Source organism: Labrys sp. E2SS-1L (assembly GCF_057073705.1).
The window spans coordinates 540,964-567,111 of the sequence record NZ_CP172714.1 but is presented as its reverse complement, the minus strand read 5'-3'; the positions used below and the strand labels follow the sequence as shown (position 1 = coordinate 567,111).

Annotated in this window: 22 protein-coding genes; 9 read left to right on the top strand and 13 right to left on the bottom strand. The window is 64.2% G+C overall.

What is annotated here, in order from left to right:
* Positions 1-83 precede the first annotated feature (83 nt).
* Both ACIGJE_RS35525 and ACIGJE_RS35520 read left to right on the top strand, forming a co-directional pair.
* The gene (locus ACIGJE_RS35525) at positions 84-611 is read left to right on the top strand and encodes a GNAT family N-acetyltransferase (RefSeq protein ID WP_483681361.1); all 528 of its coding nucleotides are present in this window, start codon (positions 84-86) and stop codon (positions 609-611) included.
* Positions 612-637: 26 nt separating this feature from the next.
* Positions 638-1,498, top strand: coding sequence for a DMT family transporter (locus ACIGJE_RS35520; RefSeq protein ID WP_483681359.1), 861 nt, complete (start codon positions 638-640; stop codon positions 1,496-1,498).
* 249 nt (positions 1,499-1,747) lie between these two features.
* On the opposite strand, the gene ACIGJE_RS35515 is transcribed toward ACIGJE_RS35520, so the two are convergent.
* Positions 1,748-3,319 carry a serine hydrolase gene (locus ACIGJE_RS35515; protein ID WP_311932822.1) on the bottom strand — a complete coding sequence of 524 codons (1,572 nt, stop codon included), beginning with the start codon at positions 3,317-3,319 and terminating at the stop codon, positions 1,748-1,750.
* 229 nt (positions 3,320-3,548) lie between these two features.
* On the bottom strand, positions 3,549-4,412 hold the full coding sequence (locus tag ACIGJE_RS35510) for an alpha/beta fold hydrolase (RefSeq protein WP_483681357.1): 864 nt from the start codon (positions 4,410-4,412) through the stop codon (positions 3,549-3,551).
* Positions 4,413-4,583: 171 nt separating this feature from the next.
* Between ACIGJE_RS35510 and ACIGJE_RS35505 the strand changes: the two genes are divergently transcribed.
* From ACIGJE_RS35505 to ACIGJE_RS35485, 5 genes are all read left to right on the top strand, one after another.
* Complete coding sequence (locus ACIGJE_RS35505; RefSeq protein WP_483681355.1) at positions 4,584-5,363, top strand: class I SAM-dependent methyltransferase; 780 nt, start codon at positions 4,584-4,586, stop codon at positions 5,361-5,363.
* 136 nt (positions 5,364-5,499) lie between these two features.
* Positions 5,500-6,786 carry a chloride channel protein gene (locus ACIGJE_RS35500; protein WP_483681353.1) on the top strand — a complete coding sequence of 429 codons (1,287 nt, stop codon included), beginning with the start codon at positions 5,500-5,502 and terminating at the stop codon, positions 6,784-6,786.
* A 129-nt stretch (positions 6,787-6,915) separates the two neighbouring features.
* The gene (sciP, locus tag ACIGJE_RS35495; protein ID WP_068297942.1) at positions 6,916-7,191 is read left to right on the top strand and encodes a CtrA inhibitor SciP; all 276 of its coding nucleotides are present in this window, start codon (positions 6,916-6,918) and stop codon (positions 7,189-7,191) included.
* Between the two features lie 521 nt (positions 7,192-7,712).
* Entirely contained in the window at positions 7,713-9,290 is a 1,578-nt protein-coding gene (locus ACIGJE_RS35490; RefSeq protein ID WP_483681352.1) for a gamma-glutamyltransferase family protein, read from the top strand.
* 2 nt (positions 9,291-9,292) lie between these two features.
* The gene (locus ACIGJE_RS35485) at positions 9,293-10,534 is read left to right on the top strand and encodes an amidohydrolase family protein (protein WP_415085042.1); all 1,242 of its coding nucleotides are present in this window, start codon (positions 9,293-9,295) and stop codon (positions 10,532-10,534) included.
* A 77-nt stretch (positions 10,535-10,611) separates the two neighbouring features.
* Here the strand turns inward: ACIGJE_RS35485 and ACIGJE_RS35480 are convergent, their stop codons facing one another.
* The 8 genes from ACIGJE_RS35480 to ACIGJE_RS35445 all read right to left on the bottom strand — a co-directional run bounded on the left by ACIGJE_RS35480 (position 10,612) and on the right by ACIGJE_RS35445 (position 21,798).
* Positions 10,612-12,258 (bottom strand): AMP-binding protein, encoded by a 1,647-nt coding sequence (locus tag ACIGJE_RS35480; RefSeq protein WP_367625087.1) that lies wholly within the window; start codon positions 12,256-12,258, stop codon positions 10,612-10,614.
* A 135-nt stretch (positions 12,259-12,393) separates the two neighbouring features.
* Positions 12,394-14,136: a tetratricopeptide repeat protein gene (locus tag ACIGJE_RS35475; protein ID WP_415085044.1), complete on the bottom strand. Its 1,743-nt coding sequence runs from the start codon at positions 14,134-14,136 to the stop codon at positions 12,394-12,396.
* Positions 14,137-14,480: 344 nt separating this feature from the next.
* Positions 14,481-15,911, bottom strand: coding sequence for a gamma-aminobutyraldehyde dehydrogenase (locus ACIGJE_RS35470; RefSeq protein ID WP_415085045.1), 1,431 nt, complete (start codon positions 15,909-15,911; stop codon positions 14,481-14,483).
* Between the two features lie 131 nt (positions 15,912-16,042).
* Positions 16,043-16,849 (bottom strand): ABC transporter permease, encoded by an 807-nt coding sequence (locus ACIGJE_RS35465; RefSeq protein ID WP_322434324.1) that lies wholly within the window; start codon positions 16,847-16,849, stop codon positions 16,043-16,045.
* 306 nt (positions 16,850-17,155) lie between these two features.
* A complete protein-coding gene (locus ACIGJE_RS35460) occupies positions 17,156-18,097 on the bottom strand; it encodes an ABC transporter permease (protein ID WP_068297923.1) in 942 nt (313 codons plus the stop codon).
* Positions 18,097-19,128, bottom strand: coding sequence for an ABC transporter ATP-binding protein (locus tag ACIGJE_RS35455; RefSeq protein WP_415085047.1), 1,032 nt, complete (start codon positions 19,126-19,128; stop codon positions 18,097-18,099). Before ACIGJE_RS35455 ends, ACIGJE_RS35460 begins: the two co-directional genes overlap by 1 nt.
* A gap of 355 nt (positions 19,129-19,483) precedes the next feature.
* Positions 19,484-20,626 carry an ABC transporter substrate-binding protein gene (locus tag ACIGJE_RS35450; protein ID WP_311932834.1) on the bottom strand — a complete coding sequence of 381 codons (1,143 nt, stop codon included), beginning with the start codon at positions 20,624-20,626 and terminating at the stop codon, positions 19,484-19,486.
* 260 nt (positions 20,627-20,886) lie between these two features.
* Positions 20,887-21,798 carry a LysR family transcriptional regulator gene (locus ACIGJE_RS35445; protein WP_415085049.1) on the bottom strand — a complete coding sequence of 304 codons (912 nt, stop codon included), beginning with the start codon at positions 21,796-21,798 and terminating at the stop codon, positions 20,887-20,889.
* Between the two features lie 41 nt (positions 21,799-21,839).
* On the opposite strand from ACIGJE_RS35445, the gene ACIGJE_RS35440 reads away from it, so the two are divergent.
* Complete coding sequence (locus tag ACIGJE_RS35440) at positions 21,840-23,060, top strand: BaiN/RdsA family NAD(P)/FAD-dependent oxidoreductase (RefSeq protein WP_415085051.1); 1,221 nt, start codon at positions 21,840-21,842, stop codon at positions 23,058-23,060.
* Positions 23,061-23,172: 112 nt separating this feature from the next.
* Here ACIGJE_RS35440 and ACIGJE_RS35435 read toward each other — a convergent pair whose 3' ends face one another.
* The 3 genes from ACIGJE_RS35435 to ACIGJE_RS35425 all read right to left on the bottom strand — a co-directional run bounded on the left by ACIGJE_RS35435 (position 23,173) and on the right by ACIGJE_RS35425 (position 25,082).
* Positions 23,173-24,135, bottom strand: coding sequence for a nucleoside hydrolase (locus tag ACIGJE_RS35435; RefSeq protein WP_415085053.1), 963 nt, complete (start codon positions 24,133-24,135; stop codon positions 23,173-23,175).
* A gap of 103 nt (positions 24,136-24,238) precedes the next feature.
* Positions 24,239-24,844 (bottom strand): methyltransferase, encoded by a 606-nt coding sequence (locus ACIGJE_RS35430; protein ID WP_415085055.1) that lies wholly within the window; start codon positions 24,842-24,844, stop codon positions 24,239-24,241.
* Positions 24,845-24,911: 67 nt separating this feature from the next.
* Positions 24,912-25,082: a hypothetical protein gene (locus tag ACIGJE_RS35425; RefSeq protein ID WP_415085057.1), complete on the bottom strand. Its 171-nt coding sequence runs from the start codon at positions 25,080-25,082 to the stop codon at positions 24,912-24,914.
* A 104-nt stretch (positions 25,083-25,186) separates the two neighbouring features.
* Between ACIGJE_RS35425 and ACIGJE_RS35420 the strand changes: the two genes are divergently transcribed.
* Positions 25,187-26,125 (top strand): LysR substrate-binding domain-containing protein, encoded by a 939-nt coding sequence (locus ACIGJE_RS35420; protein WP_415085059.1) that lies wholly within the window; start codon positions 25,187-25,189, stop codon positions 26,123-26,125.
* Positions 26,126-26,148: the final 23 nt, after the last annotated feature.

The following is a 26,148-nucleotide window of genomic DNA, read 5'->3' as shown; positions in this document are numbered from 1 at the left end:
GTTCAGATCGATTGTACCGGTCTGTCTCTGTCGGCGCCAGCGCAGTTCTGGGACAAGAAACCGAAATATTCGAAGGTTTCCCCATGACGACTGCCATCAGGATCAGACAATTCGAGCCGGCCGACCAGGATGGCGTGCTCGGCGTCATCCTCCCCATTCAGCAAGAGGAATTCGGCATCGAGATCACGGCGGGCGACCAGCCGGATCTGCTGGGGATCAACGCCTTCTATCAGACCGGCTGCGGCGGGTTCTGGGTCGCCGAGCATGAGGGAGCCGTCATCGGCACGATCGGCTTGAAGGATATCGGCATGAAGGATGTCGACCTGGGGCGGGCAGACAGACCACAGGCCGCGTTGCGCAAGATGTTCGTGGCCGCCCCCTATCGCGGCCGGCCTCATGGCGTGGCCTCGCGCCTGCTCGACCATCTCCTGGCCGAAGCGCGCGAACGCGGCGTCGAGGAAGTCTTCCTGGGAACCACGGCTAAATTCCTGGCTGCCCACCGATTCTACGAGAAGAACGGCTTTGCCGAGATCGCCCGGCACCATCTGCCCGCCAGCTTCCCGATCATGGCGGTCGACACGAAATTCTATGTCCGCGGCATTGCCGGCTGACGAAACGAAATACGAAAGAAACAAAAATGGACGACAAGTCGGCAGGCTGGCTCAACGGCTTCCTGGGCGTGGCAATCTTCTCCGGATCGCTGCCGGCCACCCGCGTCGCGGTGCATGACCTGACGCCGCTCTTCCTGACCACGGCCCGCGCCGCCATCGCCGGCCTCCTTGGCATCGCCCTCCTCGTCGTCCTCAAGCAGAAATGGCCACGCGCCTCGCAACTGGGTTCCTTGAGCCTGGTCGCCATCGGCTGCGTGGTCGGCTTTCCCCTGCTGACCGCGCTTGCCCTGCAAAGCATCACCTCCTCGCGCGCCACCGTCTTCATCGGGCTCCTGCCGCTCGCCACCGCCATTTTCGGGGTGCTGCGGGGTGGCGAGCGTCCTCGCCTGGACTTCTGGGTGTTCTCGATCGCCGGGGCCGCCATGGTGGCCGCCTATGCGTTGAGCCAGGGTGCCGCCGGCAATGCCTGGGGCGATGGGCTGATGGTGGCCTCCATCCTGGTGTGCGGCCTCGGCTATGCCGAAGGCGCCCGGCTGTCGCGCGATCTCGGCGGCTGGCAGGTGATCTCCTATGCTCTCATCCTGTCGCTGCCGGTGATGCTGCCGCTGGCGATCTGGTGGCTGCCTGCCGATCTCGGCGCCATCGGCTGGCCGGCCCTTTCGGCCCTCGTCTATGTCTCGCTGTTCTCCATGCTGATCGGCTTCGTGTTCTGGTATCGCGGCCTTGCCCAGGGTGGCATCGCCGCTGTTGGCCAGTTGCAATTGCTGCAGCCCTTCATGTCGCTGGCTCTCGCGGCCTTGCTGCTGCACGAACAGGTCGGCCTGGCGGTGTGGGCCGTGGCCGCCGGCGTGGTGATCTGTGTCGCCGGCGCCAAGCGCTATGCCTGATGCGCGCGCCATGGCCGACACGATCCCGCCGCTTCCCCCGCGGCGGTATGCCCCGGAAAGCGTGATTTTCGTACCGACAGCATCAGACTCGATTTCGGAATCGAGTCTGATGCTGTCGTTTCTTGTTGCCGCATCGGTCCTGCCGAACACTGGCGTCCACTTTTCGGGACGATGCTCCAGAGCAAAACGCTATAGGCCCGCTGTCCAGCGGGCTTTTTTGGGGCGGTCAGAGCGGGAACGGAGAGCCGATCATCGGCTGAAACTGCCCTGGCCCTCGGCATTCAGGTAGTTGACTACCATCGTCCTCGGGCCACTTCCCTCGCCCTGGAACTTGACTGAAGACAAGGAACCCTCCGGCGCATTCTCGCCGTCGGGCTTCAAGGCAAAGACATCGCCATCCCAGTGGCGGAGAGGGAATTTCATCGGGCGCGGGCCGAGCAGCAGGACCAGATGGTCACCCTCGACCTGCACCGTACCGACCTCGAAATAAGGGCTCGCATAGGCGCCGGCGTAACTGGCAAGCGGCCTGGCTGGTTTGGGATGGGCTGGCGGAGCCTCGCCCACGAGGTCGCCGATCGGCTTGAAAAAGCCCATCATGTGCTGATGCATTAGGGTATACCAGTCCCGCGTTTCCTCGCCATATTGCACGATGTCCATGAAGCGGGCCGCGATGGCCTCGGCGGCGCCGATCGGCGCGCCATTTGTCAGGACCACGATGCCGACATCGGCCGAAGGCAGGATCTGGAAGGTGGTGCCCGCCCCCAGCAGGAACGCGCCCGAATGGCCCATGGAGGTCCGACCATTGGCATTGACGTTCACATTGAAGCCATAGCCGTAGAAGCTGGTGCGCGCATCGAGCGTCTCGCCGCGCCCGCCCACCGCCTGGGGCGTCAGCGCCGGCAGGATGGCCTTGGGCGCCATCAGCGTTTCGCCGCCATATTTGCCGCCCGCGAGCAGCAATTGCAGCCACTTCGCCAGTTCCGTGACATTGGAGGAAACCCCGCCCGCCGGCGCCTGCTGGTCGGGATCGCGATCATAGCGGGCCTTGAACTCACCACCCTCGAAGGCATGCAGAACGGCACGGTTCCGTTGTGCCAGGAAATCCTTGTGAAGATAGCTGGTCGACCGCATGCCCAGAGGCTGGAAGAGCAGCCGATCGGCCAGGGCCTCCCAGCGCTCGCCCATGGCGGCGGCGACCGCTTCGGCCCCGATCGTCGTACCGTAATTGGCGTAATGATAGGAGGTCCGGAAGGGGTCGAGCGGCATCAGCCGGAGTCGCGGGATGATGTCCCTCCGCTCAAAGCCAAGATCCTCCAGATCGTCCCCGGCCGCTTCCGGCAGGCCCGAACGATGGGCGAAGAAATCCCCGATGGTGGCCTGATTCGAGACATAGTCGTTGCCAAGCAGGAAGCCGGGCAGATAGGTGCGGACGCGATCGTCCCAACTGATGGCCTTGCCGGCCATGGTGCCCTTGGTCATCGCGATCGCGGCGATCGTGGCGGAAATGGACTTGGAGACCGACGCGACCTGGAACACCGTGAATTCATCGACCGGCTGGGTTTTGTCGTCCTTGACGCGTTCGCCGTATCCCTTTGCGAACACGGTCTTGCCGCCGTGCACGACCGCCACGGCGATACCGGGGACATGTGACTGAGCCCTGACGTCACGAACGATCTCAGGCAAGCCGGCGATCGCCTTCTCGACGCCGCCCTTGTAGAGCGGCATGGCATCTTCGGGCGGCGACGGCCCGATCTCCGGCTTGAGCGACTGAGCGACCGCCATAGCCGACAGCATCGTCGAACCGGCGACGACGGCTGTCATCAGCGAATGCCGCAACCGAGAGCGAACTTTACTACCCTGGTGACATATAGGCATCGCCGAATTCTTCCGATGACATGAGAAAGACTCCGACCACCCTGCCCTTTTCAGTTTATTTTTGCCAGCGTGAAATAGCCCGCCAAGCTGTATTCGATCAGCACGGTTCGCTGTACGAAATTTACTACGAATTCAACGCGTGAAAGATGGGCGCGACTGCCCTCCCGGACATGCGTTATGTCGCATGATGGGCGATAGCTTGCACCATCTCGTCGATGTCCCGGTCGTGGATTTCGTGCCCGCCGCCTTCGATCCGGTGCAACCGCGCATTCGGCACGGCCTTGGTGAAGGCCTCTCCATGGGCAACGGGAAACAAGGGATCGGCCGTACCGTGGATCGCAAGAACCGCTATCGTGAGATCGGAGGCTTTCAGCCTTGCGGGTTCCTCCCCGCCCACCAGCGCGAAATGGTTGGTGGCGCTGGCAAATGACGGCGCCCGAGCCATGTCGCGCGCAATCAGCGCACTGACGGCTTCGGCATCATGCGGATGCCTGGTGCCGGCGAGCATGGCAGCATCGCGGCGCAGGAAATCGGCGATGGCCCCGAGATCGGACCAGTCGACTGCCTCGCCCGCCGCGGAATGCTCCCGATAGGCTTTGGTCGAAGGCGGCAGTCCCTCGACCGCGAGCGGCGAGGTGCTGATCAGCGTGAGCGTAAGCACGCGGCGGGAATGGCGCAATGCGGTCTCCTGCGCGACGAAACCACCCATCGACATGCCGACCAGATGCGCCGCTTCCAGGCCATAGCCGTCGAGAACCGCCATGACGTCATCGGCCAGATCGCTGGAAGAGTAGCCGGGTTCGCCTTGCGGATAGTGGGTGGCGAGGCCGGTGTCGCGCTGGTCGTATCGGATCACATAATGTCCCTGAGCGGCCAGGTCCCGGCAGAACCTCTCCGGCCACCACAGCATCGAGGACATCATCCCCATGATCAGCACGATGGGCGGGCTGGATGGCGCGCCGAAAGCCTGCGTCTGAAGTTTCGCGCCTTTGACTTCGACCGATTTCTCGGTGACGCGGGATGATTCGGCCCATTCCATATACACCATCCTTCTGCTTGCATATCGCAACTGGATTGGACATTGCATATCTGGTCCTATTATGCAATCAGTTTGTGGCGAAGGGCCTGGTATGCTCCTGCCTTCGGGCCGTCCAGGCAATTCGGCAGCGGGATGCGCCTCTCATAGCCACGACAGAACCGGATGGACCTCATGGCGTTGGACTGTGCCGATTTCTACGACGCGGAATTGTCCCGGCATAATCGCCATTTACGGGCCGCTGCCAGTGTCGGCCCAGGCGACCGGGTGCTCGATATTGGTTGCGGTGCCGGCCAGACCACGCGCGAAGCCGCCAGCATCGCGGTGGAAGCGGGTGTCGTCGGCGTCGATACGTCCGCCGAGATGCTCGCGATTGCGCGACAACGCAGCCTGGAGGCGGGCTTGAGGAACGTCGCGTTCGAACAGGGCGACGCACAACACCATGCCTTTCCGGCTGCCGCCTTCGATTTGTGCATCAGCCGGTTCGGCGTGATGTTCTTTGCCGATCCGGCCGCCGCCTTCGCCAATATCGCGCGGGCCCTGCGCCCCGGTGCGCGCCTGGCATGGATGGTGTGGCAAAGCCAGGAGCGCAACAGGTGGTCGGGCGCCATCAGGCAGGCACTGGCTCCGGGAGGGGTGATTTCCGTCGATGCCGGCAAGCCGTTTTCACTCGGGGATCCTGCAGTGGCCACGGCGCTTCTCCGCACCGCCGGCTTCACCTCGATCGACTTCGCCGAAGTGAACGAGCCGGTCTTCTACGGGCCGAATGTCGATGCCGCCTTCGATGCCATCGCCGGCCTCTATCTGGTGAAGGACGCTCTCGCGCGCACGGACGAACCACCGGATCGGCCCCTGCAGCGGCTTCGAGATCTGCTGGACGCCCATATGACGGCCGAGGGCGTGCTTTTCGACTCGCGCGCCTGGATCATCAGCGCCGAACGGGCGAGGGATTAGTGGAAATGACAGGGTGAGGGGCAATTTGCCCCCAGCCCGCGCCAGCCAGGGCGCCTTGCAGAACGATCCGCCATTCTTGCTTGCCGTCGCAAGGCCCCGGCGGTGTAGAAGGGACGCAAAGGACTTTGCTTGCCCGATGATTCCTGACGATCTTCCAATATTGCTGCGTCGCCGCACCGCCACGACCATCGGCGCCGTCGTTCTCGGCCTCGTCGCCCTTGCCTTCACCTGGACGGCCGACCAGGCCGCGAAGCTGTTCGAACTGATGGTCGCCAAAGCTCCCTATGCACCATTGGTGGTGACGCCCCTGGGACTCGCTCTCCTGGCCTGGCTCACACGTCGTTTCGCGCCCGCAGCGCGGGGCTCCGGCATTCCCCAGATAAGTGCCGGCGCCCGCGATCCCCGTCATGCCGTTGCAACCGGCCTGATCTCCATGAAGGTCGCCGTCTTCAAATTCGCGGCGACGGTCGGCGCCATCCTGGTCGGCGCTTCGGTCGGTCGCGAGGGACCAACGGTGCAGATCAGCGCCGCAATCATGGCCTTCATGCATCGCCTGCTGAAGATCGACCTGTCGCCTGCGGTGATCATTGCCGGTGGGGCGGCAGGGGTTTCCGCTGCCTTCAACACACCGCTCGCCGGCATCGCCTTCGCCATCGAGGAACTCGCGGCCTCCTACCACCAGCGCCTTGCCCTGCTGGCCATGGCGGCCGTGATGATCTCGGGCCTGGTCAGCCTGGGCATTGCCGGCGACTACATCTATTTCGGGTCCGTGCACGAAGCGCTGCCGCTCGGCGCCGCCCTGCTCATCGCGCCGCTGGCCGGCGTGATCGGCGGCATCACCGGCGGCCTGTTCTCGCGGGCGGTCCTGGCCTTCGGCGCCACGGCGCTCGCCCCGATTGCGGCGCTACGTCGTCGCCCTATCCGCCTTGCCCTGGTCTGCGGCCTCCTGGTTGCGATCCTCGGCGTTCTCAGCCAAGGCGCGACCTGGGGCACGGGCTATGAGGTCGCCCGCCGGCTGGTGGAATCCCACGCCGAGCCCCTCTGGTTCGGGCCGGCCAAGTTCCTCTCGAGCCTGATCACCGTGCTGTCCGGCGTGCCGGGCGGGATTTTCGCACCCTCGCTCGCTACGGGTGCGGGGGTCGGCAATCTGATCGCCCTCGCCTTTCCCGATCAGCCGCTCGGCGCCATCGTGCTTCTCGGCATGATCGGCTATTTCGTCGGCGTGGTCAGGGCACCGCTCACCGCCGTCATCATCATTTCGGAAATGTCGGACAGCCGCGCCATGGTACTGCCCCTGCTTGCGGCCGCCATCATCGCCGACGGGGTCTCGGCCCTCATCTGCCGGGAGAAACTCTACCACGCCCTGGCCAAACCCTTCCTGGCGCCTGGCAACCGGACAGATGGTGACGAAGTTAAGGCCTGATTCAGCTTGTTGCCGAATTGTAATGATCGAAGCGAGATCAATGACTTTTCTGAATTTCCTTCAACAATTTTTAAGCGAGCCCTCCTAGCCTGCAGCTCACATGGTCATTCGAATTGTGTGAGCGTACCCATGACCGAAACTCTTCGCCCTCGGGTGAAATATGTCATTGGCCCCGACGGCAGCCCCCTGACCGTTGCGGACCTGCCGCCTCCCGGTACCCAGCGCTGGGTGATCCGGCGCAAGGCAGAAGTGGTGGCCGCCGTGCGCGGCGGGCTTCTGAGCCTCGAGGAGGCCTGCAACCGCTATGTGCTGACCACCGAGGAATTCCTGTCCTGGCAGGCCTCGATCGACCGCCACGGCCTGGCGGGTTTGCGTACCACGCGCATCCAGCATTATCGTCAGTAGACTCGGGATCAGGCCTTCCGGCCTGCTCTTTCCGCTTGCTGCGGATACGACAGTCCAAGAGCAGGTTGCGATGATCAAAAGCCGCAATCTGCTCTTTTTTGTCGCGCGGCGCGCCACATCTCCACGGCCTATAATAGCCTGTTGATCTGCGAGATCGGGTTCATGCCCCGCACAAAGGGTCTTGGCGTCATACCAAGGCTCGACGATGCCGACCGGGCGAAGCATGACCTTCCTGGACATGACCTTCCTGGAAACGCTGGCGTCCTCGCCCGCTCTTTAAAGCGCTCAGGCCGGCCGATCGGAAGGGAGGACGGACGCCAGCGACGCCACGAATAGACAACGTCCGGACGCCTTGGGTTGGCCTGTCCAGCGCTGCGAACGCTTCGCTGTCGTCTGCCCATCGCCGGGATTTCCGCCGGGTGCACCGACGTCGGGGCCTGGAAGAGTTCGGACGCGCCTACGCCAGAGATGGCCCGGAACTTGCTTAGCTGGAGGTCTATTCACACAATCGCGGCGATTGCATGAAGACCGTCCCACGGCAAAGGCCCAGCGACAACGCGACGTCGAGCGGGGGCATGGTCGTCGCGCCGCACTGGCTCGCCACAGAGGCCGGGGCAAAGGTCCTCGAACAGGGGGGCAATGCCATCGAGGCGCTGGTTGCCGCGAGTGCGGCACTCTCGGTCCTCTATCCACATTTTTGTGGTCTCGGCGGAGACGCGGTTTGGCTTGTTGCCGATCGCGCGGGCTCTGCCACCGTCTTCCTGGGTATCGGCCAGGCGGCGAGGTTCATCCCCGATCTGCCTGCCATCCCGCTCCGCGGGCCGCTTTCGGCCATGACGACGGCGTGCCTCGTCGACAGTTGGGGACAAGTCCTCGACTACTCCCACAGCCACTGGCAGGGCCGATTGTCCATCACCGGCCTGCTCGACGACGCCGTCGCGCTGGCACAGGACGGCTTCGACGTCAGTCCTTCTCAAGAATTCTGGCATCGTTTCCGCGCAAGCGAGGTCACGCAATGGCCTGGCTTCCAAGAGATGTTCTCCCGGGACGGCATACAGCGCCAGCCGGCTTTGGCGAGTTCGCTGCGCGCCATAGCCGATCGCGGCGTGCGCGAGTTTTACGAAGGCGAGCTGGGCGCGCGCATCGCGTCGGGCCTCCGGGCCGCCGGTTCACCCCTGACTGCCGCGGATCTCGCCAGCACCCGCACACTCCGTGAGCAGCCGCTTATGCAACGCTATCGCGACGTGACCCTTCTTGCGCCGCCGCCGCCGACGCAAGGCGCGACGACGCTTGCCATCATGGGCGTCTTGTCTTCCTTCGATCTGGGCCGGCTCGACCCTGCCTCGGCCGAATTCTATCACCTCCTCGTGGAAGCCGTGAAACGGGCTTTCCTCGATCGCCCATCGATCGCCGATCCCACCTTCACGGATGTGAATATCGTGCGGTTGCTCGATGGGCGCCGGTTGGCTGCGAAGGCACGCTCGATCGATCTCGACAGGGCGTTGCCTTGGCCGCCCCCCTTCCAGACCGCCGACACGGCCTTCCTGGCGGCGACGGACAGCGCGGGCAGGAGCGTCGCCATGCTGCAGAGCCTTTATTTCGACTGGGGCAGCGGCGTCGTCGCCGGTGACACCGGCATCCTGTGGCAGAACCGCGGCGCGGCCTTCAGCCTCGATCCGGCGAGCCCGAACTGCATCAGGGCCGGCAAGCGTCCCTTCTACACATTGAACCCCGGTATCGCCTTGAAGGACGGGCGTCCTTGCCTGCTCTACGGCACTCAAGGCGCCGACGGACAGCCGCAGACCCTCGCTCTGCTGCTTTCGCTGCTGATCGACCACGGGCTCGATCCGCTTGCGGCGCTATCCCGGCCGCGTTTCCTTCTGGGACGCACCTTCTCGGACAGTCGCGACAGCCTGAAGATAGAGGCCCATGCCGGAGATTTACTCCTTGCCGAGCTTGCGGACAGGGGACATCAGGTGGGCCGGATCGAACCCTTCAGCCAACTCGGCGGACATGCCGGCATCATTCGCCTCCGACCCGACGGGACGATCATCGCTGCACATGATCCGCGCAGCGATGGCGGGGCGATCGGTCTTTGACGATGAACATTCCCCCAGCCGACCTGCTTATCCGCAATGCCCGCCTGCCGACCAGTGAGGAACCGGTCCACTTGGCGATACGGGATGAGGCGATCGTCGCGATCGGGCGAGAACTTCGCTGTGAAGCGGTTGAAATCGTCGACGCCGACGGTGCGCTGGCTTGCGGCGGCTTCGTCGACAGCCACATCCATCTGGACAAGGCCTGTATCCTCGATCGCTGCCGCATCTGCGAGGGTACCTTGGCGGAGGCGGTGCGCGAGACGGCAAGAGCCAAGGCGTCCTTCACCGAGGCGGATGTCTATGCACGGGCCGCTGGCGTCGTCGAGCAGGCCATCATACAAGGCACCATGGCGATGCGCAGCTTCGTCGAGGTCGATCCGCGCGCCGGCTTGCGCTCCTTCGAAGCCGTCAAACGCGTTCGCCGGGATTACGCGTTCGCCATCGATATCGAGATCTGCGCCTTCGCGCAGGAAGGGCTCACCAACGAGCCGGAAACGCTAGGTTTGTTGAACGAGGCCCTGGCGGGCGGAGCGGATCTGGTGGGTGGCGCTCCCTACACCGATCCCGATCCGGCTGGACAAATCAGCCTGATCTTCGACCTCGCGCAAGCGCACGGCGTCGCTGCCGACTTCCATCTCGATTTCGATCTCGCACCCGAAAAGAGCAATCTGCCCGTCGTCCTGAAGGAAACGATACGACGCGGTTGGCAGGGACGCGTTTCGCTCGGACACATGACGAGCCTTTCGGCGCGGCCGTTGCATGAGGTTGAAGCGATCGCGACAGGGCTCCGGGAGGCCGGTATTGCAGTGGTGGCCCTACCAGCCACCGACCTGTTCCTAAATGGCCGCGAGTATGAGCGACTGGTGCCGCGTGGGGTCGCTCCGACTCATATTCTGGCCTTGAGGGGCGTGAATGCCTCGATCGCCACCAACAATATTCTCAACCCCTTCACGCCATTTGGCGATGCCTCACTCCTCCGCATGGCGAACCTCTATGCCAATGTCGTTCAACTTTCGCGCACCGAGCATCTGCGGCTCGTATTCGACATGATCGGTCCCCTTGCAGCGCGCGGAATGCGGCGCGCATCCGGCCTATCGGTTGGAGCGGCAGCCGACATCGTATTGATCGACTGCGAGACGCCTGAACAGGCGATACGCGAGAACAGCCGCGTGATACGAGGCTGGAAGCGCGGTCGCCCGACATTCCGTACGACGAGGCCGGAGATCATTCGTCGAGATTACTGATGTCGCCGGGCTGCAACGCCAGAGGCAGTCGAATTCCCCAGTTGGAGCAAACCGCATTTGGACCGAAACGCTTGTTGCTAGCCCCGCAAGTCCTTGCGCAGGATCTTGCCGACATTGGATTTCGGCAGGTCGTCCCTGAATTCCACGAATTTCGGTACCTTGTAGCCGGTGAGATGCTGCTTGGCATAGGCGCGCACCGCCTCGACCGTCAAAGCGGGATCGCTCCTGACCACGAAGGCCTTGGGTGCTTCGCCGGCCGCGCCGTCTGGCACGCCGATCACCGCTGCTTCCTTGATCCCCGGCATCTTGGCCAGCACGTCCTCCACCTCGTTGGGGAAGACGTTGAAGCCCGAAACCAGGATCATGTCCTTGCGCCGGTCGACGATGCGGAAATAGCCGGCTTGATCCATCACGGCGATGTCGCCGGTGAGGATCCAATCGCCGCGCATCACCTTGGCCGTCTCGTCCGGGCGGCGCCAATAGCCGGCCATCACCTGCGGCCCGCGCACGGCGAGTTCGCCGGGCATTCCGAGCGCCACCTCGTTGAAATCGTCATCGACACATTTGACATCGGTATCCGGCAAGGGAACGCCGACAGCCCCATTATGCCCCGACCCGAACGGGTTGAAGCAGACGACGGGCGACGTTTCGGTCAGGCCGTAGCCCTCCCCCACCGGCACGCCGACGGCCTTGTGCCAGCGCTCGGCGACCGCAGCCTGCAGGGCCGTGCCGCCGGCGATGCAGACCCTGAGATGGGGCTTGGGCATGGCGGTGAACCAGGCCTCGTTCAGCAGGCCGTTATAGAGCGTGTTGACGCCGGTGATGTAGCTGACCGGATATTTCTCGAAAGCCTTGCGCAGATTGCTCAGGGGACGCGGATTGGGCACCATCAGCACATGGGCGCCGCGCGCCGTGAAGGTGAGGAAATTCACGGTGAAGGCGAAGATGTGATAGAGCGGCAGCGCCGTCATGATCACATCGTCCCGCGTGAAGGCGCCGCCCCCGAAGGCCAGCACCTGCAGGACATTCATGACCAGGTTGCGGTGGGTAAGCATGGCACCCTTGCTCACCCCGGTGGTGCCGCCGGTATATTGCAGGCAGGCCGTGGCCGAGGCGTCCATGCCGGCGGTGATGTCCGCGACCTTCAAGCCACGCGCGAGCTTGGCCTGGCCGAGTGCCAGGGCCTGCCTGAGGCGGATATGCGGGAAAGTCGCGGCGGGAATCTCCTTGCGTACATGTTTCTGCACCAGGCCGATCACGGTACGCGGCCAGCCCGGGAAGAATTCGGCCGCGCCGATCAGGACCACATGCGGCACCTTCACCGTTGCGAGGGTCTTGGCGGTGCGGTCGGCGAACATGTCGATCACCACCAGCACCGAAATGCCGCCATCGGCGAAGACAGCGCCCGCCTCCTCGGCCAGGTAGAGCGGGTTCACGTTGACCAGTACGCAGCCTGCCTTGAACACGCCGAAAGCGACCACCGGATAGGCAAGCCCATTGGGCGCCTGGATGGCCACGCGCGAGCCCGGCGGCAGTTTCAGCTCGGCGTGCAGATAGGCGGCGAACTGATCCGACAGTCGATCGGCCTCGGCAAAGCTCAGCGAGCCATGCATTCCGTTGGGCATGACGCAGGTGTAGGCGGTCTTGCGCGGGGTCTCGCGCGCACTCTGGACGATCATGTCGCCCAGCAATCTGTAGGGCACCTCCCCGACATGCGGTTTCATGTCTCCGTCATAGGCCGCCAACCATGGCCTTTGCTCAGACGAAACCGCCGTCATGATTCCTCCCAATCCGTTTATGGTTGACGATATCATGACGGAATTGTCGCGTCGGGCAAGCTGGCTCGAAACGGACGCACATTAATTCGGGGGAACGAAGTAGAATTCCGTGGTCAAGCCCGACAGGCGCTCCGGACGCTGCTTGTCCCCCGTCGCCTCCTTCACCTCGGCCGTCACCCTCTTCATCAGGGTTTCGACCTCCACACCCGGCGCGCCGACATTGTCGAGAAAGGCGCGGGTGAAGGGAGAGTTGCGCCCGGTGCCGTCCGCCGCCACGTCATTGGGCTGGGTGGCGAACACCACCAGCGTATCGGGCGAATCGACCGTGATGCGGGCAAGCCCGCGCGTCTCCGCATAGGCCCGATTCCGCGCCTTCAGCTGAGCCTTGAGGGCATCGGCAAACGGATTGTTGCGGCAGCCGTCCAGAAAGACCAGCGTGGTCTTGGCCTGCGTATCCACGGTCTGCAGCAGACGCTGCAGCGACACGTTGAACTGCTGGACATCGAACAGGCTGCGCACCCTGGTATCGACAGGCAGCAGCCAGTTCTCGCCATCCACCTGCATGGCGTGGCCGGAATAGTAGAAGACGGCGACATCGGCGCCCTGCGCCTTGGCGACGAAGCGCTCCACCGTGTCGGAAAAGCCCGCGAGAGTGAGGTCGTAGCCGGTCACCACCTCGAAGCCGAGCTGGCTCAGGCGAGCGCTGACATCGGCGGCATCGTTGTGGGGATTGGCAAGGGGAGCCTGCGGATAGGCGGCGTTGCCGATCACCAGGGCAACGCGGCGCTGCGCCTTGATGGCCGCGAGCGCGCCGGCCATGGGCGCCACATTGGCGCCGGACGGCGGAACGGATGCTGCCGCGCCGGACTTCTCGACGGCGGCCAGCAGGTCGCGCGTGTTCAGGAAGTCGGACTTCTGGGCGAGGATGTTGCGGAAATCCGCCGCGGCCAGGTCGAGCTTGCCGAGTTCCTTGTAGGCCTGGCCCCTGCCGTAACGCGCGTTGAGATAGGAGGGATCGAGGTCCAGCGCCTTGGTGAAATCGGCGATTGCGTGCTCATAGTCCTTTTTCAGGCCATAGGCGCCGGCCCGCCCGCTCCAGGCGAGGACGGTATCCGGCTGGAGGGCCAGAGCACGGTCGTAGTCGGCGATCGCCTCGTCGAAGCGCTTGGCGAGTACGTAGTTGTTGCCGCGATTGACGAGGGCATTGACATAGGTCGGATTGAGCTTGAGCGCCTGGGAGAGATCCGAAATCGCCCGGTCGGTCTGCTTGAGTTCGGCGTAGACATTGGAGCGGCCGCTATAGGCGTTGAAGAACTTCGGGTTGATGCGGATCGCCTCGCTATAGCTCTTGATCGCCTCCTCGTAGCGGCCCTGGTTGAAATAGACGTTGCCGCGGCCGTGATGGGGATTGGCATCGCGCGGATCGAGCTTGATGGCCTGTCCGAAATCCTGGAGGGCCAGATCGTTTTCGCCGCGCCAGAAATGCACGTTGCCACGGCCGACATAGGCCGTCTCGTTCCTCGCATCGAGGCGCAGCGCCTCGACGAAATCGGCCAGCGCCTCGTCATAGCGCTGCAGGCTGACATAGGCGTTGCCACGGTTGGAAAAGGCATAGGTGCGAAACTGCTCTCGCCGTCCCTCGGGCAGATCGAGAAACTGCGTGCAGGCTTTGACGCTGGCTGCCGGGTCCTTTGCGATGGCCCGGCAACTCTGCCAGAGCGCCTCGACGGCGGCCGGCGCCGTCCTGGCTGGCGCGATCGTCGGCATTGCCCACAAGGCACCGACCAGTATCGCTACCGGGATCAGCCGTTTCCCGAGCTCCATGGCAATCACCTCGTTCATGAAAAAGGCATGATGAAATCAATGGCTTGCGCAGGCTGTTCCATGCACAACACCAGACCATGCCCGAACTTGGCATCGCTGTCCAAAAGGAAGGGGCGGACCTTGCCTGGGACAGGGCCCATCCCTGCCCTAATGCGGTTCACTTAAGCATTTTCGAATCTGCTCGCCCCTTGTCATTGCCGGGCCTGACCCGGCAATCCAACTCCCCGACGATTTGTGCGTGCGGCTTTCTGGGTAGCCGGGTCAAGCCCGGCTATGACAAACTCGCAGTGGCTCCTGCCTAAGTGGACCGCATTACATCCCCGCTCGGTTTGCGAAAGCGAGCGTCAGCCCATCTTCACCATGACGTGGCGCGCCACGGTGTAATCTTCCAGGGCATACATCGACAGGTCCTTGCCATAGCCGGAGGACTTGACGCCGCCATGCGGCATCTCGCTCACCAGCATGAAGTGGCAGTTCACCCAGGTGCAGCCATATTGCAGGCGCGAGGCCATCTGCATGCCCCTGGAAATGTCGCGGGTCCACACCGAGGAGGCCAGGCCGTAGTCGGAATCATTGGCCCAGCCGAGAGCTTCCTCGACATCGCCGAAGCGCGTCACCGAGACCACCGGCCCGAACACCTCGCGCCGCACGATCTCGTCGCTCTGCAGGGCCCCTGCGACCACGGTGGGTTCATAGAAGAAGCCCTTGCCCGCCGCCTGGTGGCCGCCCGTGGCGATCTCGATATGCTTGTGCTCGGTGGCCCGCTCGACGAAGGAGGCGACGCGCGAGCGCTGTCGCGCCGAGATCAGCGGGCCGATATCGTTCTCGTCATCGTTGGGCTGGTTGTATTTCAGCCCTTTCACCGCACCGGCGAGCTCGGACACCAGATTGTCGTAGATCTTGCTGCCGGCATAGATGCGGCAGGCGGCGGTACAGTCCTGGCCGGCATTGTAATAGCCGAACAGCTTGACGCCCTCCACCACGGCCTCGAGATCGGCATCGTCGAACACGATCACCGGCGCCTTGCCGCCGAGTTCGAGATGGGTGCGCTTGACCGTCTTGGCGGCGGCCTGCAGCACCTTCTTGCCGGTGGCGATATCACCCGTCAGCGACACCATCGCGACCTTGGGATGATGGATCAGGGCATTGCCGACGCTCTCGCCGCGCCCGACCACGACATTGACCACGCCCTCCGGAAAGATCTCCGCAATGCTGGTGGCGAGCTTGAGCAGGGTCAGCGGCGTCTGCTCGGACGGCTTGATCACGATGGTATTGCCGCCCGCCAGGGCCGGCGCCAGTTTCCAGGCCGCCATCATCAGGGGATAGTTCCAGGGTGCGATCGAGCCGACCACGCCGACGGCATCGCGCCGGATCATCGAGGTGTGCCCGGCCAGATATTCCCCGGCGACCAGCCCGTGCATGTTGCGCACGGCGCCAGCGAAGAAGCGGAAGCAATCGACGACGCCGGGGATCTCGTCCTGCAGCACGCGGATGCGCGGCTTGCCGCAATTGAGCGCCTCCAGCGTGGCATAGGCCTCGGCATCCTTCTCGATCGCATCGGCCAGCTTGAGCAGCAGGGCCGAGCGCTCGGCCGGGGTGGTGCGCGACCAGCCGGCGAAAGCCGCAGCTGCCGCCTCCACGGCCTCGTCGACCTGTTCGACGGAAGCTTCGGGAAGGTCGACCAGCGTCTCCTCGGTCTTGGGATTGAGCACCTTTTCCGGCGCCTCGGTGCCGGGCACGAATTTCGAACCGATCAGCATTTTGGTATCGAGCATGGCGATCTCCTTGGGCATTCCAGAAGCGTTTTCCAGAAAAGTCGACGGACTTTTCGCTTAAGAAAACGTGTCAAAACAAAGAGTTTGAGCAAGGTGCGATTGAGAGATCGCACCTTGCTCAAGAGGCCTGGTCATTTGCCGGAGCCGGCGACGTTTTCGCCTTCACGGGTGAGGTAATAGGCGGCCAGGATCGGCAGAGCGGTGACGAGGATGACGATCACCGCCACCACATTGGTGACCGGGCGCTGACGCGGCCGGATCAGTTCCGACAGCATCCAGATCGGCAGGGTCTGCTGCTGGCCGGCGGTGAAGGTGGTAACGATCACCTCGTCGAAGGACAGGGCGAAGGCCAGCATGCCGCCTGCCAGCAGGGCCGTGCCGATCGAAGGCAGCACGACATGGCGGAAGGTCTGGAAGCCGTCGGCTCCAAGATCCATCGAGGCCTCCATCAGCGAAGGCGACAGGCGGCGGAAACGCGCCACGGCATTATTATAGACGACCACGATGCAGAAGGTGGCGTGGCCGAGCACGATCGTCCAATAGGAGAACGGGATATCGGCCAGGTTGAACGCGGCCCGCAGCGCAATGCCGGTGATGATGCCCGGCAGGGCGATCGGCAGGATCAGCAACAGCGAGATGGCTTCCCGGCCGAAGAAGCGGGTGCGCGACAAGGCTGCCGCCGCCAGCGTGCCGAGAATGATGGCGAGGAAGGTCGAGACCAGCGCGACCTTCACTGAAAGCCCCAGCGCAGCCCAGACATCGGGCCTGTTCCAGGCCACGCCGAACCATTTCAGCGTGTAACCCGGCGGCGGGAACTCGAAGCTGCGCTCCTCGGTGGTGAAGGCATAGAGGATGATGAAGAGAAGCGGCAGGTGCAGGAAGAGCAGGCCGGCGGCAGCGGCAAGGCGCAGGCCCAGCGGTGAGCGGTTCTCGGTCATGGTGCCCTCGCCGGAACGCCGATAGCTGGCGACAGGGTTGCCGCAGGCCGAATGCCGGCGGGCACCGATACGCCGGTCGTACGAGATGATGGGCCTGACAAAAGAGCGCGACATAGGAGTCCCCTCGCCCCGTACTTACGGGGAGAGGATAGAGGTGAGGGGCTACGGAGCGCGTCATTTTGTGCGGTCGCGCCGCCCCTCATCCTTACCTTCTCCCCGTAAGTACGGGGCGAAGGGGTGGCTGACGTTGCGTCTTTGCGCCTTGAGCTAGCATTCATGGGCACGATACCCGCGCTCTCTTTGCGATCACAGCGCATCGAAGGCCCCCAATCGTTTGGCGACGGTGAGGAAGATGCCCATGATCAGCACCGGCACCACCGAAAAGGCTGCGGCCAGCGGGATGTTCCCTGCGGTGCCCTGCTGGGTGTAGACGACCTGGCCGAGGATCAGCGAGGACGGTCCGACGATCTGCGGCACGATGTAGTCGCCGAGGGTGAGCGAGAAGGTGAAGATCGCCCCGGCCACCAGGCCGGGAAAGGCCAGGGGTAGAATGACCTTGCGAAAGGTCTGGCCCGGGCTGGCGCCGAGATCGCCGGAGGCCTCGATCAGGGAGCCGGGCACACGCTCCAGCGCCGCCTGTACCGGCAGGATCATGAAGGGTGTCCACAGATAGAGGAACACCAGCACCATGCCGGTATAGCTCACCGAGAGGGAGGGTCCCCCCAGGATAGGCAGCGACAGCCAGGCCTCCAGCAACCAGGCCAAACCAAGCTTGGCCATGATCCAGCCGATCACGCCTTCCTTGGCCAGCAGCAGCTTCCAGGCATATACCTTGACCAGATAGCTCGACCACAGCGGCATCATCACCGCGATATAGAACAGCGCCTTGATACGACCGCGGGCATAGCGGGCGGCATAGTAGGCGATCGGGAAGGCGATCACGGCGGAGAGCAGCGTCACCACGGCCGAAAGGCTCACCGTGCGCACGATGATGTCGAGATTGGAGGGCGACAGCAATTCGCCATAGGTCTTCAGCGAGGGCTCGCGCACGATGGTGCCGGAGAACTCGTCGATCGAAAAGAAGCTCTGCGCCAGCAGGGCAAAGAGCGAGCCGAGATAGACGATGCCGAGCCAGAGCAGCGGCGGCACCAACAGGAGCAGGAGATAGAGCCCGCGCCGGGCGACCAGCACATCCGAGATGCGCCGCAGAAGACCGTCCCGCGGGGCTGGGAGGATAGCGAGGCTCATCACGCGTCCTCCATCAGGTGCAGGGCCTGGCGGGGAAAGCTGACGCGCACGGCCGCGCCCTGTTCGGGCGGCGTGCCGATGGCGGCGGGAATGGCGGCGCTGAGGCGGGCGCCGTCATCGGTGCGCAATTCCAGGCGATTGACGGCGCCATGGTAGAGCACCTGGGTCACGGTGCCCGGCACCACCACGGCATCGCCGGCGGCGCCGACCCCCTGCGGTAGCAGGGTGATCTTTTCCGGCCGCAGGCTGGCCGCGCTGCTCATGCCGATCCAGCTCTGTGTCCGGTCCGGCTCGATCACATTGGACGACCCGACGAAATCGGCGACGAAGCGGGTGCGTGGCCGCTCATAGATGTCCTGCGGGCTGCCGACCTGGGCGATGCGCCCCTCGTTGAACACGGCGACGCGATCGGCCATGGACAGGGCTTCGCCCTGGTCATGCGTGACGAACACGAAGCTGAGGCCGAGGGAACGCTGCAGCGATTTGAGCTCGCCTTGCATCTCCTCGCGCAGCTTGAGGTCGAGGGCACCGAGCGGCTCGTCGAGCAGGAGTACCTTGGGCCTGACCACCAGGGCGCGGGCGAGCGCCACGCGCTGGCGCTGGCCGCCCGAGAGCTGTCCGGGCCGGCGGTCTTCCTTGCCCGCGAGCTTGACCATGGCAAGGGCCTCGCGTCCCTGGCGGTAGCGCTCCTGCCTGGCGACGCCGCGGATCATCAGGCCGTAGCAGACATTGTCGAGAATGTTGAAATGCGGAAAGAGGGCATAGTCCTGGAAGACGGTGTTGACCGGGCGCCGATACGCCGGCATGCCCTCCACCGCCTCACCGAAGATCTCGATATGGCCCCCGGTCGGCTGCTCGAAGCCCGCGATCAGGCGCAGGCAGGTGGTCTTGCCCGAGCCGGACGGCCCCAGCATGGCGAAGAATTCGCCGGGCGCGATGTCGAGATCGACGCCGTCGACCGCCTTGACGCTGCCGAAATGGCGCTGGACGCCGCGGAACGAGACGGCCGGAGTGGTGCTGGTTACAGCCATGAGGATACCTCAAGGACGGGGGACACAACCTGGGCTGGTTCAGCCGCCTCTGTCTGGACGAAAATTTCATGACCCGCACGGGCACAAAGGCAAGGCGCTGGTACGCCGATCTTCAGATCGGCATGCCCTGGAGAAAGTGCGATTTCCGTGGATCGCACTTTCTCTCTAACTCTTTGTCTTGACGCGCTTTCTTAATCGAATTGGCTCGACCTTTGTCATTGCCGGGCTCGACCCGGCAATCCAGCCCCCACGAGCGCTGTGGGCGGGGCCGCTGGATGCCCGGATCAAGTCCGGGCATGACAAAGATAGCACTTCGAGTATTTCCGAATAAGCGCCTTCGTCGCGCGCGCCTGCCTCAACGCCCGCCGATCACGGCGATATAATCCGTGACCCAGCGGTAATAGGGCACGCAGGCGCTCTGCGTGGTGCATTTGGCCACCGGGGTGCGCCAGAACTTGATCTTGGGGAAATTGTCGAAACCGTTGGTGGCGCAGCCCGTATCGGTCAGCAGCGCATTGCCTTTGCAGGCCGCCGGAACGGAGGGAAGCGAGCCGAACCAGGCGGCGACATCGCCCTGAACCTTGGGCTGGATCGAATGTTCGAGCCACATATAGGCGCAATTGGGATTGGCGGCATCGGCGGCCATCATGGTGGTATCGGCCCAGCCCGTCGCCCCTTCCTCCGGCACGGTGGAGGCGATCGGCTTCTTGTCGGCCCGCATCAGATTGACCTGGAAGGGCCAGGAACCGGAAGCGACCACGCCTTCGTTCTTGAAGTCGTCGACCTGGATGTTGGCGTCGTGCCAATAGCGCTGGATCAAGGCATGCTGCTGGCGCACCAGTTCGAGCACCGCCTTGTACTGGTCCTCGTTGAGCTCATAGGGATCCTTGATGCCGAGCTCGGGCTTCTTGCTCATCAAATAGAGGGCGGCGTCGGCGAGGTAGATGGCACCGTCATAGGCCTGGATGCGCCCCTTGTTGGGCTTGCCGTCCGGCAGGTTCTGCGGCTCGAACACCACGCTCCAGCTCTTGGGCGCTTCCTTGAACACGTCGCTGTTGTACATCAGCACATTGGGGCCCCACTGATAGGGCACGCCGTAATGCTTGCCGTCGACCGTGTGCCAGGGCGCGTTTTGCAGGCGCTCGTCGACGGTCTTCCAGCTCGGGATCAGCGAGGTATCGATCTCCTGCACGCGCTTGCCGGCGACCAGGCGCAGGGAGGAGTCACCCGAAGCGGTGACGAGGTCGTAGCCCCCCTCATTCATCAGGGCGACCATCTCGTCGGAGGTGCTGGCGGTCTTCACATTGACCTTGCAGCTGGTCTTCTTCTCGAAATCGGTGACCCAGTCATAGCTCTTGTCGGTGTCGCCGCGCTCGATATAGCCGGGCCAGGCCACGATGTTGAGCTGGCCCTCCCCCTTGCCGATCTCCTTGGCGAGCGCCGGTACGGCTACTGCCGTAATACCCGCCAACGCCACAACCCATCTAAGCCTGGACATGATGCTTTTCCTCTGGTTGCCGTCCGTTCGAATACAGGGCGAATTCTTGATTGCGGCGAGCATGCCTTGGAAAAGCCACAGGCGCCACACCATTCGGGAGATCGATGATATCGGTTTTTCCGATATCATCGCCGAGTGATCGTTTCGCTGCATTTCGGCTGCCTTGAGCAAAGTCGCTTCGACCGAAATGCCTATCTCCTAAGCTCTTGGGCCTGACGCATCCTGGCGCTTCTCGACGTTCCGTCGAGCTGCACAACGCTCTAGCTGCGCCCTCTCCCCGCCCGATAGGTGCGCGCCACGGCGACGAACTGCGTGGCGATGGCATCGAGCGGCGAGCCGCGCCGCCAGCCGATCACCACTTCCACCGGTGACAGGGCCTCGGCAAGGTCGCGGGCCTCGATCTTGTCGCCTTCCAGCGACCAGGGCCGATAGGTGAGGTCGGGCAGGATGGCGACGCCGGCCCCCGTCGCCACCAGGCTGCGGGCGGCCTCGACCGAGCGGGTGCGGATGGCGACCGGCGGCCGCACACCGGCCCGCCGCCAGGCATATTCGGCAGCCTCGGCGATCTCGTCGAGCATCAGGAGCACGAAGGGTTCCTCGGCGAGATCCACGATGCCGATGCTCTCGGCCTCCGCCAGGCGATGGCCGATCGGCAGCCAGAGACGATAGGGCGAGGCTTCCATCGTCTCCACATGCAGGGCGGCGGAGCTGCGCTCGGTGCCCGCCACCATCACGGCAACGTCGAGCTCGCCGCCCACCAGCAGATGGTCGAGATAGTCGCGGCTGTCCTCGATGATATCAACAGCGACATGCGGGAAGGCGCGGCGGAAGCGGGCCAGCAGATCGGGCAGCACATAGGCGGCCACCAAAGGCGTCACTCCGACGGCAAGGCGCCCCTCGATCGGCGCCGTTTCCGAGCGCAAGGCACGGCGGGCATCGGCGATCTCGGAGAGGATCTTGCGGGCATGGCGCAGGAACTGGTGCCCCTTCAGCGTGAGCTCGACGCCATGGGAGCGCCGATCGAACAGGGGAAAGCCGAGATCACCCTCCAATTCTCGGATGGCTTCCGTCACCGTCGATTGCGAAATCGAAAGCTCGTGCGAGGCACGCGATACCGCGCCATTCTCGGCCACCGCCACGAAATATTGGATTTGCCGGAAGGAGAATGCCATGAGGGCAGTGAGCACAACGCGAATGGGAAATAAAGACGGACGTGGCCGATAGCAGCGACATCGTCATCATCGGCGCCGGGCCGGCGGGCCTGATCGCCGCCGAAAAGCTGGCCGAGGCCGGGCATGGCGTGGCTATTTATGAGCGCATGCCCTCGCCGGCCCGCAAGTTCCTGATGGCCGGGCGCGGCGGGCTGAACCTCAGCCATGGCGAGGATCTCGATCGCTTCCTGACCCGATATGGCCCGGCCCGCGGCGTCCTAGAACCCGCCCTGCGTGCCTTTGCACCCGGCGATCTGGTCGCCTGGGCCGAGGGATTGGGCGAAAAGACTTTCGTCGGTTCGAGCGGGCGGATCTTTCCCGAAAGCTTCAAGGCCTCGCCGCTGCTGCGGGCCTGGCTGGCCCGGCTGGCACGCTTGGGCGTGACCTTGCACAGCCGCCATTGCTGGACGGGGTGGGATGACGAAGGAACGCTCATTTTTCGCGGGCCGGACGGCGACGCCGTCAGCCGCAAGCCCCGCGCGACTCTGCTGGCCCTCGGCGGTGCCTCCTGGCCGCGTCTGGGTTCGGATGGCGGTTGGGTCCCGCTACTGCGCGGCCGCGGCGTCACCGTCACCGAGTTCGCGCCGTCGAACAGCGGTGCCGAAATCACCTGGAGCCGGGCCTATGCGGAGAAATCGGCTGGCGAACCGCTGAAGCGCATTGCCATTTCCATCGCCGGCACCACGCACCGCGGCGAGGCCGTCGTTACCGAGCAGGGGTTGGAGGGCGGCGTGATCTATGCGCTCTCCCCTGTCATCCGCAGCGCGATCGCCACACACGGCCATGCCGAGATCGGCATCGACCTGCGCCCCGATCTCGACGAAGCGGCACTGGCCCGCCTGCTCGAACGGCCGCAGGGCAGCCAATCCCTTTCGACCTATCTGCGCAAGGCCGCCAAGCTGGCGCCGGCGGCCATCGGCCTGCTGCGCGAGGCCACCGGCAACATGCTGCCGCGCGATCCCGTCCCCTTGGCCCGTCTGATCAAGCATGTTCGCTTGAAGGTGACGGCGCAGCGCGGCCTCGAACGCGCGATCTCCAGCGCCGGCGGTATCGTGCTCGACGAGGTCGACGGCCATTTCATGCTGCGAAAGCTTCCCGGTGTCTTCGTCGCCGGCGAGATGCTGGACTGGGAGGCGCCGACCGGGGGCTACCTGCTGCAGGCCTGCTTCGCCACCGGGGTGGTGGCGGCGAGGGGCATCGAGGCGTGGTTGGCGACAAACTAAGAGGCGGACAAGATGTCCGCGGTCCCAGCCGCAGCGTTTCCAGCGCAAACCTGGTAAGGTTCGCAAGGGCAGTACGGCGGCTGGGACCGCGGACGTCTCGTCCGCAATTTCGTTATACCGCCCGCAACAGGGTCTGCCGGTAGAGATCGAGCAGAGGCTGGTCCTTGACCTCGATGCAGACGGCATGGCTGGGACGGCCATCCCAGTCATTGGGCGGGAAGCCGATCCCGGCGGGCCGCTGGATGGTCTGCCCGAAGGCAAGCCCCTCGCACACCACCCGGACCGGGCCGGAGCGGGTCTCGAACAAGTCCGGCGCCACCAGATAGATCGCCGCCGAGGCATCATGCACGGAAATGCCGGCCAGCCCCTTGTCGAGATAGAAATTCTCGTAGAAGCGGGTGATGTCCCAGATGAAGCGGCCGACCTCGCCGGCCTCCTCGCCCAGCCGGCGCAGATAATCCTGCGGCATCAGCACTTCGTGGGTAACGTCGAGGCCGATGACGGTAACGGGCCAGGCTGCGGCGAACATCTCGTCGGCGGCATGCGGATCGCCATGGATGTTGGCTTCCGCGGCTGGGGTGACGTTGCCCAGATGGCCGCGATAGCCGAAGGCGCCGCCCATCACCACCACCCGGCGGACCAGGCCGGCGATCTCGGGATCCTCGCGCAGGGCCAGGGCGAGGTTGGTCATGCGCCCCACCGCCAGCAGCGTGACCTCGCCGGGATGCTTGCGCACAGTCTCGATGATGAAGCGGTGGGCGGGCGTGTCGATCGCCTTTGTCTTGATCTCGGCAGGGATCTCGATCTCGCCGAGGCCATTGTCACCATGGACAACGGCGGCATGATGGGCGTCATCTCCCGTCACCGGGCCCGCCGCGCCGCGCGCCACCGGCGCATCGATGCCGAAGCGTTCCTTGAGATAGAGGGCGTTGCGCGTGGTGATCTCGACCGGCGCATTGCCATGGCAGGTGGTGATGCCGATCAGTTCGATGTCCGGATGGTAGTGCAGGAAGAACAGGGCCATGGCGTCGTCGACGCCGGGATCGGTATCATAGATGACTTTATGGCTGGGCATCGCAGGCAAACCGGGAAAAAAGGCGGGAACCTTTGCCTCTGCGCCCGGCCATGGGGAAAGTCAACGCCGCGAAGCCCCTTGCGACACCCCGGCAACGCCCGTTTCAAGGCTTGACGGCCAGGAAGGTGTTCCAGGGATCGCCATCCGGATCGACGGAGAACTCGTCCCACGGCAAGGTCAGCCCGGCTTGTTCGAGCCGCAAGGCAAACGCATCGCGTCGCCAATAGACGGTATGGAAGTTTCCGACGGTCTCCCCGTCGCCATCGCGCATCGAGACGAGAAAAGGTGCACCGGGACGCAGCGACGCGGCAACCTTGGCCAGCACGTGATCGATCCGATCGCGGGGAACGTGGATCAGCACGCATAGGCCGACGACGGCATCGTAGGGACCGCCGAGATCGTCCGTGACGATGTCGAGCCGTTCGCCATGCTTGCCGCGAGTGGCCTGCAACTCGAGAAAGCGGCGGGTCGCATCGGTGCGGCGCACCGTGACGCCGAGCGTCTCCAGGAAATCCGCCTCGCGGCCGGGCCCCGACCCAACCTCCAGGATCAATCCGCCACGTCCTGCCATTTCGGCGATGCGCCGCAATGCCGCCTGGTCGCGCAGATTCGGCATTTCGGGAATGCGGGCATAGTAGCGATCCGCGCAGCCCTCATAGGATTGAATGGTCTGGCGGCACTGTTCGAGCGCCTTGGTCGTCCCGTTCATGACAATGGCCTCCCTCTTCTTCGGGATGGGCCTTCCCCATCCTGTCGCATCGCGTCGGCAATGCGGGTCAGCGCCAGCGGACACCGCCGACAACCCGGTTTCCGTCGACCAGGCCAAGGTCGCGCTTCAGGTCGTCGCAGAGGTCGCGAGGATCGAGCAGGCGGTGGGCACGCGACCGGAACGGCGCGGCGAAAAAGTCGAGGATCGAAAGCCTGTGGCGCTTGATGTGTTTCGTCATGTTCATGGTCCTTTTAGGCTGGAGCGATGGAGACATCCTGCCGCCGCCGAGCCTTGGATTCCAATCGAACGTCGCGTAGTATGCATCAACTGGATTGATGCATCATGCCGTGGGATTTGCCGCCTCTGGGCGCCATCAGAGTCTTCGAAGCCGCCGCGCGGCTCGGCAGCTTCACCAAGGCGGCCGAGGAGCTCGGCATGACCCAATCGGCTGCCAGCTATCAGATCAAGGTTCTCGAGGAACGCGCCGGAACACCGCTTTTCATCAGAAAAACCAGGCAGATCGCGTTGACCGAAGCGGGTGAACAGCTCGCCCCCCTGGTTTCGAATGCGTTTTCAGCCCTGTCGGACGCCTGGTTTGCAACCAAGGGCGGCGCCTCCGGCGTGCTCTCGGTCACGACGATCGATACCTTCGCGTCGAACTGGCTTGCCGTCCGCCTTGGAACATTCCAGTTGATGTATCCCGATCTTGCCGTGAAGATGGACGTCACATCCCGCTCCCTCGATATCGCTCGCGAAAACGTGGATGTCGGCATCCGTGTCGGCGCCGGAAAATGGCCCGGACTATCGGCGCACTACCTGTTCAAGGCCGACTATTCGCCGATGCTCAGCCCTGCACTGGCGGAGAAGGTCGGTGGTATCCGTGCGCCCGAGGACCTCTACAAGGTTCCCCTGTGCTGCCCGCAGGATCCCTGGTGGGAGGTCTGGTTCAAGGCAGCGGGAGCACGATTCGAGCCGGATCGGGTGATTCCCGGCCCGACCTTCGGCACCCAGGCCTATGAGGCGACTGCAGCGATCACCGACCAGGGCGCGGCGATGCTTACGCACAACCTCTACGCGGCCTTCCTCGACAAGGGCCAGTTGATCCAACCCTTCGACGTCACCGGGTCTGATGGCGATGGCTACTGGCTGGTGCACGCCGAAGCGCGGCGCACGACGCCCAAGATCAGAGTGTTCCGGGACTGGATCCTCGCGCAGACGGCTGAGATCCGCAGCCGCGAGAAGCGCGAACTCCCGGCAGCCGGAGCAACCCGGCGCGACTGATCGCTGCCGCTCAAGCACCCGAG